The organism is Arthrobacter sp. P1_B11 (genome assembly GCF_056406715.1).
Genome location: NZ_JBFTZQ010000011.1, coordinates 41,161 through 55,740 on the forward strand (window position 1 = coordinate 41,161; position 14,580 = coordinate 55,740).

The following is a 14,580-nucleotide window of genomic DNA, read 5'->3' on the forward strand; positions in this document are numbered from 1 at the left end:
GACGTGTTGGGAGAAATGCTAACGCGACGACGTGCTCCGCGCTTGGTCCAGGACGACGGATCGCCGGTACGTGCTTGGCGTGAATCCCAGGGTCTTTTGGAAGTCGTTCGTCAGATGGGCATGATTGGCATAGCCGAGTTCGGCGGCTATCGTCGCGAGGTCCGCCGACGGGTCGGTCCGTGACCGGTCGGCGGCCTCTTGGAGGCGGCGTCTTCGGATGAGCGCGGACGGGCTCAGGCCAATGTACTTCCTCGCCACCCGTTGAAGGGTTCTCGGCGAGACGAACAGACGTGCCGCAACGTCTTCAATACGGGTTACGTCGGTGCATCGTCCGGTAATGTCCATCATCGCGTTGGCAAGAACGCCCTCCTCTGACACCTCTGGACTCTGCGCTTTTAGCCAGCCAGTGAAAGCCTCCACCGCGCGTTGTCGACGTTCCCGTGGTTCGGTCCTGCTCATCGCCTCCGACACGGAGGCATGCAGATCCTCGAGCGGTAGTGGCAGCGTGGCATCCCGCAGGCTCCCCGGATCATCCGTGAAACGCGGAACGAGTGCGGGACGCAGGAGTGCACCAACCGCCCAGCCTCGGCCCGTGAGATCGCGATGTGTTCGACGGGTAGTTGGGCCTGCGAACTCAACGAGATCCTTCTGAACCACAAGGTTGGACGTCGGGAACGCGATCACGTGCTGGCGTGACGTGTGCCCTGGCTCAATGTCCCATTCGGGGATCCAAAACCACTGCACCAGGTTCGTGATGGACTCGGGCGCGGGCACACGGTGAAACGTGGGAAGCCGGGCAGGGTAGAGGATTCCCTTGAACGAACCCACCATGGGAGGACACTCCTTCATCCAAGCTGTCGCAATTCTCCAAGCCGCTGAGCGGACCTGTGCGTACCGTGAGATCTATGACTGATACTACAAGCCCCGAACTGACCGCGGCCGCCGACGGCAAGCACACAACATCCGGCATCCCGCACGGCTTCACGAGCCTCACGCCGTTCCTGGCGATCCCCTCGGCCAAGGAGGCCATCACCTTCTACCAGGACGTCTTTGGCGCACGCACTGTGAATGCCACCGAGATCGGCGGAATCGTGGTCCACGCCGAACTGGACTTCGGCGAGGGGCGGCTCCAAATTGGCGAGCCCAACCCCGACTACCACCTTGTCCCGGCGCCCAACGGCGACGATGACTGCTACTCCGTCGGCTTCTACTGCGCCGATGCGGACGCCCTCGTGGCGCGCGCCGAACAAGCAGGGGCCATCATTCGGGAGCCGCTGTCCACCTTTGTCTCAGGAGACCGGTTCGCCAGCATCCGGGACCCGTACGGTGTGCGCTGGTCCATCATGACCCGCGTCGAGGACCTCTCCGAAGAGGAAAGCACACAGCGCGTCGCCGACTGGGCCTCCAAGCAAGGCTGAACCCATGCATCTCACGGACTAGGCATCCGAGACCCTCACGCCGCCGGCGTGCGGACGGTCAGCCGGCTGCGCCGGGTGACCGCGATTACCGCGAGCAGACCGGTCAGCAGCACGATGATGCCGCCGGCTGCCACCGACCAGCGCCCCGAGTTCCGTGGCGATCCACCCCATGAGCGGCGCCCCAACGGCAGTGCCGCCCTGGAGGACGGCCAGGTAGAGGGCCAGCACCCGCCCCCGAAACTGCGGCTCCACGGAGAGCTGAATGCTGGTGTTGCAACTGTTCAGGAACGTGATGGAGGCGAGGCCCACCGGGATCAGAACTACGGCGTAGAGCCAGAACGACGGCGACACGCTGCCTACCAGCGTGAAGAACCCGAGTGCGTGGGCCCCGCCGAGCAGGAGACGCAGCCGGTGGCCGGAACGACGGGGCCGCGAGTAGGGCGCCGGCCAAGGTCGCGACGGCCATGATGGAGCCCAGTAGCCCGAATTCACGCGGTCCCATTCCGAACTCCGCGGTGGACATCAGCGCGTTGGTGATGCGGAAATTCATGCCGAACGCGCCAAGGAATAGTGCCTAGTCAGTGAGAGCTCGCCACTTCAGCAGCCTGCACCCAGTGACTGCCGCGGCATACGCCGGGGTGACTGGGATAGGCTCGCTTCGGACCGGAACAAGCATTGATTCCAACTGTAAGGGGCGGGGAATTCCTTGGATCTACTGGGGGGCATGAGCCGCGACGAACTCCGCATCTTTTCTTGGGTTGCGGCCACCGTCTTCGCGCTTGTGGCGGGCGTCTGGCGTCCGCGCAGGCTTCATTGGACTGCGCTTGGTTCCGTCCTGCTCTTCGCGGCCCTCAACGCGGGTGCCGGGATCTACGTCCTGAACCATTTCGGTGATTCGCGCTGGTCTGCAGGGGGAGAGCCACCGCTGAGCGCTCCGTCGTTTTCCGGGACGCCTGTCGTGGGGCAGTTTCTGGGCCCCCTAGACTCCGCTCTGAACGGAGTGGTCGGCGGGGTGAACGAGTTCCTGGCATTCAAGCAGGCACTTCCCGTAGCGCTGGACTTCCTTGCCGCGTCCGGCTGGGCCTTGCTGGTGTCGTTCCCGCTTGCGATTCTCGCCGCCAGCGTCAGTTACGCCGTGGCTAGGCGCCGAACGGCGGACTTCGAAAAATACCGTGCCACCGTTGACCAGCTCAAAGATGAGCTTGAGCAGATCAAGCGGCAGATCTCATCAGGGAATTCCGTCGGCACGGCACTTCCTGCTGAAGATGAGGTCACTGATGTGCCGCCCGGACTGACGCACAGAGGATGATACAGGTGGGTGCTGGAGTTGGCGTTAGTCCAATCAGTCCCAGTTAGTTGGCAACCCCGATTACAGCATCAGCTGCTGGCCGCATGTTCGTCCTCGTGGCTTTCCTTGCCGGGGCAGGAGGACGGTGGGAAAATGGGCGGATGACAGGCGACCTCCAATGGAGGAAGAAATGCCAGCAGAACTTCCCGGGCTCAGAACCCAGAATGTTGGGGCGGTGACGGCATTATGACCGAGCAGCCGTTGAAGGCGCGTCGCCTGCGTGTGTCAGACATCAACGTCGTCGACCCTCGCACTCTGCGGAAGGCGCTCGGCGGAACCATCGTGGGCAACACCATGGAGTGGTACGACGTCGGCGTCTTCGGATATCTGATCACCACCATGGGTCCGGTGTTCCTGCCCGAGGCGGACAGGGCCGTGCAGAACCTGTTTCTGCTGGGAACCTTCGGCGCCACGTTCATCGCCCGCCCTGTGGGAGGCGTCTTCTTCGGCTGGCTCGGCGACAAGATCGGCCGCCAGAAGGTCTTGGCCATGACCCTGATGCTGATGGCCGGGGCGACGTTCGTCGTCGGCCTGCTTCCCGGGTACGCGGTGGTGGGCATCTGGGCCGCGGTACTGCTGGTGGTCACCAAGCTGATCCAGGGCTTTTCCACCGGCGGCGAGTACTCCGGCGCCACCACGTTCGTGTGCGAGCACGCGCCGGACCACCGCCGCGGCTTCTTCGTCAGTTTCCTGGACATGGGCAGCTACCTCGGCTTCGCGCTGGGGGCCGGGATGGTGTCCGCCCTCCAGCTGGTCCTGGGCCAGGAACAGATGGAGACATGGGGCTGGCGCATTCCGTTCCTCGCCGCTGGTCCGCTGGGCATCGTCGCCATCTACTTCCGCCTGAAGATCGAAGAGTCGCCCGCCTTCAAGGCCACCCAGGAGGCGGAAGCCGTGGCCGCCGCCCACCACGAGACCGGAGACGAGCTCCGCCCGGTGGGACCGGTGGGGATCTTCAAGGACCACTGGCGCAGCATCGTGCTGGCCATGATCCTCGTGGCCGCCGGCAACACCGTGGGCTATGCACTCACGTCCTACATGCCCACGTACCTCACGACCAACAAGGGCTACGACGAGATCCACGGGACGCTGCTGACCGTTCCGGTGTTGGTGGTCATGTCCCTGTGCATCCCCCTGACGGGACGTCTCTCGGACAGGATCGGCCGCCGCCCCGTGCTCTGGATCGGGGCCGTCAGCACGGTGGTCCTGGCGCTTCCTGCGTTCCTTCTGATCTCGATTGGAACCGTTCCGGCCACGCTCGCCGGCTTGGCCATGGTCGCGTTTCCGGTGGCGTTCTTCGTTGCCATTCTCGCATCGGCGCTGCCGGCACTGTTTCCCACGGCGCACCGCTACTCTGCCATGGGCATCGCCTACAACTTCGCCGTGGCGATCTTCGGCGGCACCGCCCCGTTCATCATCGCCGCGCTCATCCAGGCGACGGGCAACGACCTGATGCCGGCGTTCTACCTTATGGCGACGTCGGCCATCGCGGCTGTCGCCATCTACTTCCTGCCGGAATCCGCCCATCGGCACCTGCCGGGTTCCATGCCCAGCGTGGACTCGGAAGCAGCCGCCCGCGAGCTGGTGGCGACGCAGGACCACAACCCCCTGCTGGAGATGGATACGCTCCCGTTCGACAGCAGCTACGAGGCCGCGGGGGCGTCTCACGCGGGGCAACAGGGGAGGCCGACGGCGGGCTGACGCCGTCATGGACGTCCGCCGCCCCTTTAGTTCTGGGGGATTAAGTTCTGGGGCAATTAGTGCCTGGGCAGTGCGTCCTGGGCTGCCGGTTCCGTGCTTTGGTGCCCTGCCCGGCCGGCCTCTCGGCTGCCTGGCGGATAGGCGTGCCTGCGGCCCGCCAGAATCATCACCAGGGCAGCAGCCACCGGAACGGCGGCCGCTACCGGCACCAGGAGCGGCCCGGCCGTGGTGAGGGCTGCCGCGCCGTAGACCGCCCCGATGGTGATGCCCACCTGGATGGTCAGCACGGTGAGGCCGTTCGCGGCGTCCTTGTAGTCGCGGCCGGCCCGGAGGATGGCGGACTGGTTGTAGATGCCGATCGCGCCGAGGCCGGCACCCCAGACGGCCATGAGCACGATGGCGCCGGGAAGGGTGACCCCGAGCACGGGGAGCAGGAGCATCGAAACGGCGACGGCCGCCGTCGTGATCAGCAGCGAACGGCGCGGCCGTGAATCCACGGTGAGGCCTGCAATCCAGATGCCGACCAGGCCGGAGGCGCCGAGCACCGTGAGGGAGAGGGTGATGGCGTAGTCCGGCAGGCCTGCTTCGCGGATGAACGGGGCGATGTAGGTGAAGAGGGCGAAGTGCGCCATGAGCAGCAGCGGCCAGGCGACGGCCACGATCTTGACGCCGGGCTGGCCGATCGCCTTGCGAAGGGAGGGGCGCGGGGCGTCGGGGATGCGGCGGACTGTGGGGAGAAGCCAGAGCGCCAGGGCGGCCAGGAGGATGCCGGTCCCGGCGAGGATCAGGAAGGATGCACGCCAGCCGAGGAGTCCGCCGAGGGCGGTGCCCACCGGGGCTCCGATGGCCAGGCCCAGGCTGTTGCCGGTGAACACGACGGCGATCGCCTTGCCCACCTTGTGGGCCGGCACGATCCGGGCGACGAACGGCGCCATGGTGGACCAGAGCACGCCGTGGGCCAGGCCGCCCACCAGCCGGGCGGCCAGGGCCGCGCCGAAGTCGGACACCAGGCCGACGAGGACGTTGCTGATGGCGAAGGTCAAAACCAGCACCACGAGCAGCACATTCCGGGGAACCCGCGCGAGCAGCATGGTGGCCGGAATGACGGCGACCACGATGATGGCTGCGTAGCCGGCGGTCAGATAGCCGGCCACAGGTTCGGAGACGTTCAGGCCGGCGCTGATCTGGGGCAGCAGGCCGGAGGGCAGGAGTTCGGTGGTGATGGCGGTGAAGCCGATGGCGGCCAGGACCAGCAGGGCGCCGAAGGGCAATCGGTCACGTGCGGTAGCGGAGGTCGGGGAAGACACGGGTGGTTCCATTCAAGGAGAGGGGAGGAGGGCGGCGCCGGTTGCCGGAGTCCTTCATCAAAGTTACCCGATTTATTCAGCGGGAGGCAGGGTCTGTCAGTCCCTGTCTCGGCGGGAATACCACTCTTGGGCAGGCGCTGTTTATGCTCCGCCGTCCATCAGGCGCATGAACATGGTCCGGTGCAGGATGTTCGGTCAGCACGCTCCGCGGCGGTCGTCCGCCGCAAGGGTTCCGCCGCGCGGCCCCGTCGGCGGACCCCGCACCGGAAGCGATTATACTTTTTCGATAGATAATCGATTCTAAGTACGATAGTATTTTGTAATGCAGGTCCGTTGATGACGCGATCTGAAAGTGCCGCGTAACGAGTAGGAGACAAGGATGTCTTGGGGATTGATCAGCGCCATGGGCCACGTAAGTATTCAGACGACCGAACTCAGTAAATCCGTCTTTGATGCAACTCAGATCCTCGGACTCCGCGAAACGGAGCGGACGTCCGATGCCGTGTATCTCGCTGCCGCTAATGTCCACCACGAACTCGTCTACGTCGAGTCGGATGTCGATGGCGTTGATGGTTTAGGCCTTGTAGCAGCGAATGGCGACGCACTGCGTGAGATCCGCCGGCGCGTGGAGGATGAGAACTTCACTATCGTCAGCAATAATCCCCGCGGTGTTGGTATCGAGGATGGCTTCTCCTTTATTGGGCCCGAAGGCTTCGTGTTCGAAATCTACGTGGGCATGCAGGAGAACGTTTCCCTCCAGCAGTCCTTCGGCCCAGACCGCTACGGGCATGTCAACTTTCACCCCAGGGACGTTGGCGGCATGATGCGGTTCCTGCATCGGGTCCTGGACTTCCGGCTCTCGGACGTCATCGGCGACGACTTTGCCTACTTCATGCGTTGCAACCCTGATCACCACGGCATCGCCCTGGTCCGCGGCGAAGGAACGCTGCACCACCATGCGTGGCAGACGCAAAGCATTGCTGACCTCGGCAAACTCGGTGACAGGCTGAACAAACTCGGCCGGGAGCTGATCTGGGGCCCGGTCCGTCACGGGGCCGGCCACAATATCGCCGCCTACTTCGTGGAAACCTCGGGCGCCGTCGTCGAGCTTTACACGGATCTGGAGCAGATCTACGACGACTCCCGTCCTCCGGTGGTGTGGGGCGAGGACGAGAACTGGTACAACATGTGGGGCGAATACCGCCCCTTGGAGTTCCGCAAGTTCGGGCTTGCTCCGGTGGACCGCCGGTCCCTCAGCAGCCTGCACCACTGACGGATTCCGCGTTCCCATGTCCCAGACCCTTTCCCGGCGCAGATTAAACACTTTCGCCAAAGTTATGTTTAATCGATTGGCCTTCTTCTGTGATCTGCGTCATGCTTGGAAGTGCGAATGAAGGGGTTGCCTCGGGACGTGACCAACAACGCCGTCGGTCACCAAACTCTCACAGCTTTCGAAAAGAGATCACGTTGAACCCGAAAACAGCCCAGAGAAATAAGGGGCCGGTGAATCTGCCCTCGAGCAGGAAGCCAGCAGCGGCCGACTCGCTGAACACCAAGGACATGCGCCGCATCCTCGGCTCCAGTCTCATCGGCAGCATCATCGAGTACTACGACTTCATTCTTTACGCCACCGCTGCATCCCTGGTTTTTGATCGAGTTTTCTTTGCCAACCTCGGTCCGGGTCTTTCCCTGTTTGCCTCCTTTGCGACCCTTGCGGCAGGATACGTTGCCCGGCCCGTAGGCGGCATCATCTTCGGCCACTTCGGCGACCGCCTCGGCCGGAAGCAAATGCTGGTGCTGTCGATGCTCATGATGGGCGGCGCCACCGTCGTTATAGGTTTCCTGCCCACGACGGCACAAATAGGGGTTGCGGCGCCAATTATGCTGGTGCTCCTGCGGATCATCCAGGGCATTGCTGTCGGCGGGGAATGGGGCGGCGCCACTTTGATGGCCTTGGAGCACGCCCCTGCGAACAAGCGCGGCCTCGCGGCAGCGTTCGCCAATGCCGGCGGACCGGCCGGTGGGCTGCTGGCCACCCTGGTCGTGTCCGCTGTATCCGCCCTGACCGGCGACCAGTTCCTGGTCTGGGGCTGGCGGATACCCTTCCTGCTCAGCGCCCTGCTGATCCTGGTTGGCATGATCATCCGCCTCAGGGTGGCAGAGACGCCCGTCTTCCAGAAGCTCGACGCCGAGGCCGCCAAGATAAAGCACCCGCCTCTGTTCGAGGTGCTCCGCCACCATCCGCGCGTCGTTCTGGTCACCCTCGTGGCGACCCTGGGGTTCTACGCCTGCCAGGGACTGCTGACTGTCTGGGGTGTCTCCATGGCGGTGGCAAGCGGCGTTGACCGCTCCGGCGTCCTGAACTGGAAGGGAGTCGCCGCCGTGGTGACGGTGGCCGTTTGCTTCTATTCAGCACGGCTCAGTGACCGGATCGGCCGGCGCGCTGTCCTCACCGGCGCGGGCGTGGCAGCCGTCCTTCTGGCATTTCCGCTGATCATGTTGCTGACGAATGGGACCCTCTGGGGCTTTGCGGTGGCAGTGGTTGTCGGCAACGGATTGGTTCAGGGGGCACTCGCTGGACCCATCGGCGCTTTCATCTCCGAACAGTTCCCCACCGGCGTCCGTTATACGGGAGCGTCCCTGTCTTACCAGGGAGCCTCGATGATTGGCGCGGGCTTTACCCCGATGATCGCCACGGGCCTGGTTCTCGCAGCCGGCGGCGGCGTATGGATGGTGGCCGCGTTCTGGATCGTCATCCTGGCGGCGGGCCTCGTGGCAGTGCGCCTGACGCGTGAGGGCTCGCGCCTCAAACTCGACACAGTCTAGGCATACCCGCACGCGGCACCCTCGGCTGATGCGCCCTGGCGGGCGGTGTCAGTTCGGCGGCGGGTTGTCCGCGGGTAGCATTGTCAATTTTATTGAACTCATAGCGCTGAAACTTCTCATTTACGCGACAACTCATGACTGCCATGCTGGAGGCAGCGAGGCGCTCGGATAGGCGCACATCACGAAAGGAACCAGGCAATGAAGCCTAAGAATCACATGGTGCTCACCACCTTCATGCTGCCCGCGGGCTACCACAAGGACAGCTGGCGGATGGAAGGAAGCCGGGCCGAAGAACTGGGCAACCTTGATTTCGTGGCAGACCTGACCGCCATGGCCGAGGCCGCAAAACTTGACGCCGTATTCTTCGGCGACATCGTCCATGCCAACACGGTGATGCGGGGCGACATCAAGATGAACGGGTTCTATGAACCTATGACCGTGCTCGCGGCTCTGGCCGCCAGGACGAAGAACATCGGCCTGATCGGGACCATGTCCACGTCATTCTCCGAGCCTTACAATCTTGCCCGGCAGCTGTGCGGACTGGACCACATGTCCAACGGCAGGGCCGGCTGGAACATCGTCACGTCGTCGGACGGTTTCAGCAACTACGGTGTGGAGGACGTTCCCGACCCCGCCGTGCGTTACCGGCGGGCCACCGAGTTCGTTGACGTTGTGCAGCGCCTCTGGGACAGCTGGTCCGATGATGCCATCATCGTGGACAGGGCCTCCGGCGAGTACGTGGACCGGAGCAAGCTCAAGGCCATCCGGCACAAGGGTGAGTTCTTTGAAGTCGAGGGCCCTATCAACATGCCACGGTCACCGCAGGGACGTCCCGTGCTGGTCCAGGCGGGATCCTCGGGACCAGGAATGGACCTGGGTTCCTCCGTGGCTGACGGCATCTACACCGCCCAGCCGTTCAAGGAACCGTCCATCGAGTTCTATACCAAGTTCAAGAACATGGTGGCCGAGAAGGGAAGGAACCCCGACGACGTCAAAATCATCCCGGGCATCCTGCCGATTCTGGGCGACACCGAGAAGGAAGCACACGACCTCGCGAACGAGCTGGCCGGCTACGTGCACCTGGGCAACGGCCGCAAGCAGGTGGGCGCCGACCTCAAGATGGACCTTTCCGAGCTGGAGTTCGATGAATCGATCCCGGTCGAGTGGTTCTCCGACGACCCCCGGATGGGTAGCCGCTACCAGATCTACCGCAAGAAGAGTGTTGACATGGGCATGACCTTGCGCGAGCTGATCGTGGATCTGGCCCGCTCCACCGGACACCAGTGGATGGCCGGCACTCCCTCCCAGGTGGCTGACCGCATGGTGGACTGGTTCGAGTCCAAGGCCTGCGACGGGTTCAACCTCAATGCTCCCTTCAACCCGGGCGGATTCAAGCTCATCTGCGACAAGCTGGTGCCGGAACTCCAGGACCGGGGCTACTTCCGGTCCGAGTATGAGGGCACCACGCTCCGTGACAACCTTGGACTCTCACACCCGTCTGCGTAGGGCCACTCGGCTTAGGCCTGCTCAGCAGCGGAGCCGGCGGAACCAAACCGTTCGACGGCGACATCCACCCACGCCTGGGCGCGGGCATTCAGCCGCATGCTCCGCGTCCAGGCCAGCGAAACGGTGGCCGGGGTGCGGGTGTTGACACGGGGCTCCGCAACCCTTTTGAGGACAACCTTCAGCTCCTCGTACGGCGCGTCCAGCATGGGCTGCTGGAAGAGCACAGCAACGCCGCGGCCGCTCGCCACCAGGGACCGGACCGTGGCGTAGCTGCGCGAGCGGTGCCGGATGTCCGGAGTGAGCCCGGCATCCCGGTACATGTCCAGGATGCGCGTGGAAATGGGCGGGGCGTCGAAGAAAATGAGCGGAATGGCTGCCACGTCCCTGAGCGAGACCACCTCTGCCTCACGCAGCGGATGGTCAGCCGGAAGCAGGATGTAGGGCTCCACGGACAGCAGCGGGGCCGTCTTAAGAGCAGGGGAAATGTCCATGTCGTAGACGAAGGCGGCGTCGATGGAACCGTTGAGCAGGCGCTCCTGAAGATCCTCGTGGTAGCCCTCGATGAAATCCACCTCCACGTGTGGGCATTGGCCTGCAAAGTCGGCCAGCATCGGGGGGATGATGGTGGGCCCCAGTGGCATGAAGCACCCGACGGTCAGCGGGCCGCGGATGTCCGTCCTGTCCCTCTTGGAGAGCGACGCGATCTCGTCCGCGAGATCAAGAAGCTGGCGTGCCTGACGGAACACGACGATGCCTGTCGACGTCAGCGTGAGTCCCTTTGACTTGCGCTTGATGCACAGCTGCGCTCCGACGATCCGCTCGAGTTCCGCGATGGACATGGAGATGGCCGACGGCGCCATGTGCAGCCGCCGTGCCGCCTCGCTCATGGTTCCGGTTTCGGCCGCCACCACGAAGTGAAGGACCTGGCGGAGGGTGATCGAGGGGTTGAGGCTGATATTCACATTGTCAATTCTACTGACAACGTTGAGCAGAAAGAGACGATTTACTTGAGAAGCTCTGCTTGTCATCATGAAAGAAATGGCTCCGACCGCCGGCGCCACAGTTATCGCCGCAGCAGCGGCACCCCCTCCCGAAAGTGACGTGAACGTAGATGGACGCCCAAGCCAGATTCCTCGACCAGGCAGAAGCCATTGTCGGCGCCGACAATGTTGTCCGTGCCACGCCCAAAGAGGGCTACATCGATCCGTACCCCCTGAACACCGGCCGGGCGAAGTGGCCGGGCGTGCGTCCCGGGAGCGTGGAGGAGGTCCAGGCGACCGTCCGGCTCGCCAACGACACCGGCGTTCCGCTGTGGTCCTTCTCCAAGGGCAAGAACCTGGGCTACGGGGGACCGGAACCGCGCACACGGGGAATGGTGGCGCTCGATCTGAGCCGCCTCGACAAGATCATCGAGGTGAACGACCAGCTTAACTACGCCGTCATCGAGCCCGGAGTCAGCTTCTTCGACCTTTTCGAACACATCCAGGAGAAGGACCTGAAGCTGTGGATGTCAGTTCCCGCCCTCGGGTGGGGGTCGGTCCTGGGCAACGCGCTGGACCGCGGCTACGGCATGACGCCCATGGGGGACCATGTGCAGTCCATTTGCGGCATGGAGGTGGTTTTGCCGGACGGCGAACTGGTGCGGACCGGAATGTGGGCCATGGAGGGAACGGAACTCGGGCCCATCTTCAAAGGCGGCTTCGGCCCGACCCTGGACAGCATCTTCACCCAGTCCAATCTCGGCATTGTCACCAAGATCGGACTCTGGCTGATGCCCTGGCCGGATGTTTACATCAACGGCGACGTTGTGGTGGAGTGCGAGGAGGACATGCCCAGGTTGGTGGACATCCTGACCCAGCTCCGGCGCGAGGACGTCATCCAGAACAACGCCCTCTGCGGCAACGTGGTGCGGGCGGCCACCATGAACGGTCCGCGCTCGCGCTGGTATGAGGGCGAGGGGTCCATTCCGGACGACCGCCTGGAGGAAATGCGCCAGGAGATGGGCATTGGCCAGTGGAACGCCAAGTTCGCCATCTACGGCGACAAAGGGCTCGCCCAGCGAAGGCTTGAGATCATTCGGGAGCGCTTCGCCGGACTTGAAGGGTTCACCGTCAAAGCCCGTCTCTATGAAGGTGCGGAAGGCGTGCAGGTCGCTTATGACGACATTGCCGACATGGACCGCACGCAGATGGCCGGAGTGCCCACGCTCAAGCCGCTGTCCACGGTGGCATGGGCGGCGGAAAACGGCGGGCATATTGATGCGGCCCCCATCATTCCCGCCCGCGGGGAGGAAGTGTGGGCGTTCTACCGGGAAGCCAAAGAACTGTACCGCCGGTTCGGCTTCGACCTGTACATCGGTTACCACCTGTACCCGCGCCACATGGTGCACGTGACCATGATTTTCTTCGAAAACGACAACCAGGAGCAGCTGGCGCGCGCACGGGCGCTCTACTCAGCCTTGCTGGCGGCTGCCCGCAGCCATGGTTACGCGCCCTACCGCAGCCATGTGGACTACATGGACGTCATCGCCGACGGTTTCGACTACAACAACAACGCCATCCGCCGGCTCCAGGAGACGCTGAAGGACGCGCTGGATCCCAACGGCATCCTGTCGCCCGGAAAACAGGGGGTCTGGCCGCGGCGTTACCGCGAGGTCGGAGCGGAGGCGCCCGACGGCGTCGCGGAGTCGGCTGTCCCGCTGTAGAGCGGCTGTCCCCGGCTTTCCCTTAACGGCGAAAGGGGCCGGACGCTGGTTGAACAAACCAGCGTCCGGCCCCTTCCGCCTGCCTCTTCCGCCTGTCCCTTTTCGCCTGCCCTTTTTCGCCTGCCGACTAGGCGCCGCTGATATTGATCGCGACGGACTTGACCTCGGTGTAGGCCTCCACGCCCTCGCGGCCGTTCTCCTTGCCCCAGCCGGACTGCTTGAACCCGCCGAACGGCATATTCGCATCCATGCCGCCCGCGGCGTTGACCCGCACGTTGCCCGCCTTGATCCTGCGTGCGAACTGGTGGGCCCTGGAAATGTCCTTCGTCCAGATGGTGGAGGAGAGTCCATAGACCGTGTCATTCGCGCGCGCCACTATGTCTGCAACACTGTCCGAATCGCGGAAGGTTGCCGCAGAGAGCACGGGCCCGAAGATCTCCTCCCGGACCACCCTCATGTCATGAGTGGTGTTGCGGAGGATGGTGGGCTGGATGAAGAAGCCATCCCCGGGAACTGCGGCGCCGCCCGTGACCAGCTCCGCGCCCTCCTCGCGGCCGCTCTGGATATAGCCGAGGATCCTTTCGCGCTGCTGGGCGGAAATCACCGGACCGATCTGGGTCTGCGGGTCGGTCCCGGCGCCGATCCGCAGCGCCGTTGCCCTTTGCGAGATTCCTGCGATCACCTCATCCGCCACCGCCTCGTGGACGTACAGGCGGGAGCCCGCAGCGCACACCTGGCCGGCGTTTCCGAAGATGCTCATCGCCGCCCCGTCGATCGCCCGCTCGAGGTCCGCGTCCGGGTAGATGACCACAGGGGATTTGCCGCCGAGCTCCAATGAGACGCGCTTCAGGTTCCCCGCGCAGGAGGCCAGCAGGTGCTTGCCCACGGCTGTCGATCCGGTGAAGGAGATCTTGTCCACGAGCGGGTGGTCCGCGATCCGCTGGCCGGCGACGGCGCCGAGGCCCTGGACAATGTTCAGCACGCCCGGCGGGAAGCCGACCTCCAGGGCCAGTTCACCCAACCGGACCGCTGTGAGGGGCGTGAGTTCCGCGGGCTTGAGCACCACGGTGCAGCCTGCTGCCAGAGCGGGCGCCAATTTGGCGGCGGTGATGGCCAACGGGCTGTTCCACGGAACGATCAAACCCACGACGCCGATGGCTTCCCTGAGCGTGTAGGCGTGCCATTCCCCGGGCAGGGAGACGTTGCGCGTCTCGCCATTGAGCTTTGTCGCCCAGCCGGCGTTGTAGCGGAACGACTCCGCGGCTCCGCCGATTTCGAATGCCCGGGCAATGCCAAGGGGCTTGCCCGTGTTCAGCGTTTCGAGCAGGGCCAGCTCGTCACCGGCGGCGTCGATGGCCTCTCCGAGCTTCCAGATCAGACGGCTCCGCTGCGCCGGCGACATTGCCGGCCACGGACCCGAGTCGAAGGCCCGGCGGGCAGCCTGGACTGCACGGTCCACGTCATCGGCGCTGGCGGAAGCGGAATCCACGAGGTGCTCTCCGCAGGATGGATCGATGATGGACAGCGGCTCGGCTCCGCCTTCCACCCACTCTCCGTCGATCAGCAGGCGCAGCGGCCCGCCCAGCAGGTCCGGCCGGGCAGTGGTGGGGAGGGTCTGGGTAAGGGGCGTCATTGGCTTCCTTCCGGGAGGCTGCTTACTGCGGAATCGGGTTATGCAATCTGTGATGGTTGCCACATCACGTTGTCCAAGATACATTGTTATAGGAATTATGCATTTATTCGCGTCAGTACTCAATGAGGAGATTCTGG

12 protein-coding genes are annotated in these 14,580 nt (G+C 64.1%); 7 read left to right on the plus strand and 5 right to left on the minus strand.

The features are described from left to right. Positions 1-18: 18 nt before the first annotated feature. Positions 19-831, minus strand: a complete 813-nt coding sequence (locus AC1D14_RS11400) for an AraC family transcriptional regulator (RefSeq protein WP_476881675.1) — start codon at positions 829-831, stop codon at positions 19-21. Positions 832-905: 74 nt separating this feature from the next. On the opposite strand from AC1D14_RS11400, the gene AC1D14_RS11405 reads away from it, so the two are divergent. Beyond that, positions 906-1,418, plus strand: coding sequence for a VOC family protein (locus tag AC1D14_RS11405; protein WP_230117414.1), 513 nt, complete (start codon positions 906-908; stop codon positions 1,416-1,418). A gap of 18 nt (positions 1,419-1,436) precedes the next feature. On the opposite strand, the gene AC1D14_RS11410 is transcribed toward AC1D14_RS11405, so the two are convergent. After that, a complete protein-coding gene (locus AC1D14_RS11410; protein ID WP_476875878.1) occupies positions 1,437-1,910 on the minus strand; it encodes an MFS transporter in 474 nt (157 codons plus the stop codon). A gap of 232 nt (positions 1,911-2,142) precedes the next feature. On the opposite strand from AC1D14_RS11410, the gene AC1D14_RS11415 reads away from it, so the two are divergent. Further along, positions 2,143-2,727: a hypothetical protein gene (locus AC1D14_RS11415; protein ID WP_230117413.1), complete on the plus strand. Its 585-nt coding sequence runs from the start codon at positions 2,143-2,145 to the stop codon at positions 2,725-2,727. Positions 2,728-2,952: 225 nt separating this feature from the next. Continuing rightward, positions 2,953-4,467, plus strand: a complete 1,515-nt coding sequence (locus AC1D14_RS11420; RefSeq protein WP_476875879.1) for an MFS transporter — start codon at positions 2,953-2,955, stop codon at positions 4,465-4,467. 56 nt (positions 4,468-4,523) lie between these two features. On the opposite strand, the gene AC1D14_RS11425 is transcribed toward AC1D14_RS11420, so the two are convergent. After that, positions 4,524-5,774, minus strand: coding sequence for an MFS transporter (locus AC1D14_RS11425; protein ID WP_476875880.1), 1,251 nt, complete (start codon positions 5,772-5,774; stop codon positions 4,524-4,526). A 379-nt stretch (positions 5,775-6,153) separates the two neighbouring features. On the opposite strand from AC1D14_RS11425, the gene AC1D14_RS11430 reads away from it, so the two are divergent. From AC1D14_RS11430 to AC1D14_RS11440, 3 genes are all read left to right on the plus strand, one after another. Further along, a complete protein-coding gene (locus AC1D14_RS11430; RefSeq protein ID WP_230117410.1) occupies positions 6,154-7,047 on the plus strand; it encodes a VOC family protein in 894 nt (297 codons plus the stop codon). Positions 7,048-7,277: 230 nt separating this feature from the next. After that, complete coding sequence (locus AC1D14_RS11435) at positions 7,278-8,600, plus strand: MFS transporter (RefSeq protein WP_230117409.1); 1,323 nt, start codon at positions 7,278-7,280, stop codon at positions 8,598-8,600. 198 nt (positions 8,601-8,798) lie between these two features. Beyond that, positions 8,799-10,106 (plus strand): NtaA/DmoA family FMN-dependent monooxygenase, encoded by a 1,308-nt coding sequence (locus AC1D14_RS11440; protein WP_476875881.1) that lies wholly within the window; start codon positions 8,799-8,801, stop codon positions 10,104-10,106. An 11-nt stretch (positions 10,107-10,117) separates the two neighbouring features. On the opposite strand, the gene AC1D14_RS11445 is transcribed toward AC1D14_RS11440, so the two are convergent. Beyond that, positions 10,118-11,068 carry a LysR family transcriptional regulator gene (locus tag AC1D14_RS11445; RefSeq protein ID WP_230117407.1) on the minus strand — a complete coding sequence of 317 codons (951 nt, stop codon included), beginning with the start codon at positions 11,066-11,068 and terminating at the stop codon, positions 10,118-10,120. A gap of 149 nt (positions 11,069-11,217) precedes the next feature. Here AC1D14_RS11445 and AC1D14_RS11450 point away from each other — a divergent pair, with 149 nt between their 5' ends. After that, positions 11,218-12,810, plus strand: coding sequence for an FAD-binding oxidoreductase (locus AC1D14_RS11450; RefSeq protein WP_476968511.1), 1,593 nt, complete (start codon positions 11,218-11,220; stop codon positions 12,808-12,810). A gap of 127 nt (positions 12,811-12,937) precedes the next feature. Here AC1D14_RS11450 and AC1D14_RS11455 read toward each other — a convergent pair whose 3' ends face one another. Further along, positions 12,938-14,443 (minus strand): aldehyde dehydrogenase family protein, encoded by a 1,506-nt coding sequence (locus AC1D14_RS11455; protein WP_476875883.1) that lies wholly within the window; start codon positions 14,441-14,443, stop codon positions 12,938-12,940. Positions 14,444-14,580 lie beyond the last annotated feature (137 nt).

Coding starts and splice junctions, on each gene's coding strand:
- AC1D14_RS11420 (WP_476875879.1), top strand. CDS start 2,953: ATGACCGAGCAGCCGTTGAAGGCGCGTCGCCTGCGTGTGTCAGACATC.
- AC1D14_RS11455 (WP_476875883.1), bottom strand. CDS start 14,443: ATGACGCCCCTTACCCAGACCCTCCCCACCACTGCCCGGCCGGACCTG.
- AC1D14_RS11450 (WP_476968511.1), top strand. CDS start 11,218: ATGGACGCCCAAGCCAGATTCCTCGACCAGGCAGAAGCCATTGTCGGC.
- AC1D14_RS11400 (WP_476881675.1), bottom strand. CDS start 831: ATGGTGGGTTCGTTCAAGGGAATCCTCTACCCTGCCCGGCTTCCCACG.
- AC1D14_RS11440 (WP_476875881.1), top strand. CDS start 8,799: ATGAAGCCTAAGAATCACATGGTGCTCACCACCTTCATGCTGCCCGCG.
- AC1D14_RS11415 (WP_230117413.1), top strand. CDS start 2,143: ATGAGCCGCGACGAACTCCGCATCTTTTCTTGGGTTGCGGCCACCGTC.
- AC1D14_RS11430 (WP_230117410.1), top strand. CDS start 6,154: ATGTCTTGGGGATTGATCAGCGCCATGGGCCACGTAAGTATTCAGACG.
- AC1D14_RS11405 (WP_230117414.1), top strand. CDS start 906: ATGACTGATACTACAAGCCCCGAACTGACCGCGGCCGCCGACGGCAAG.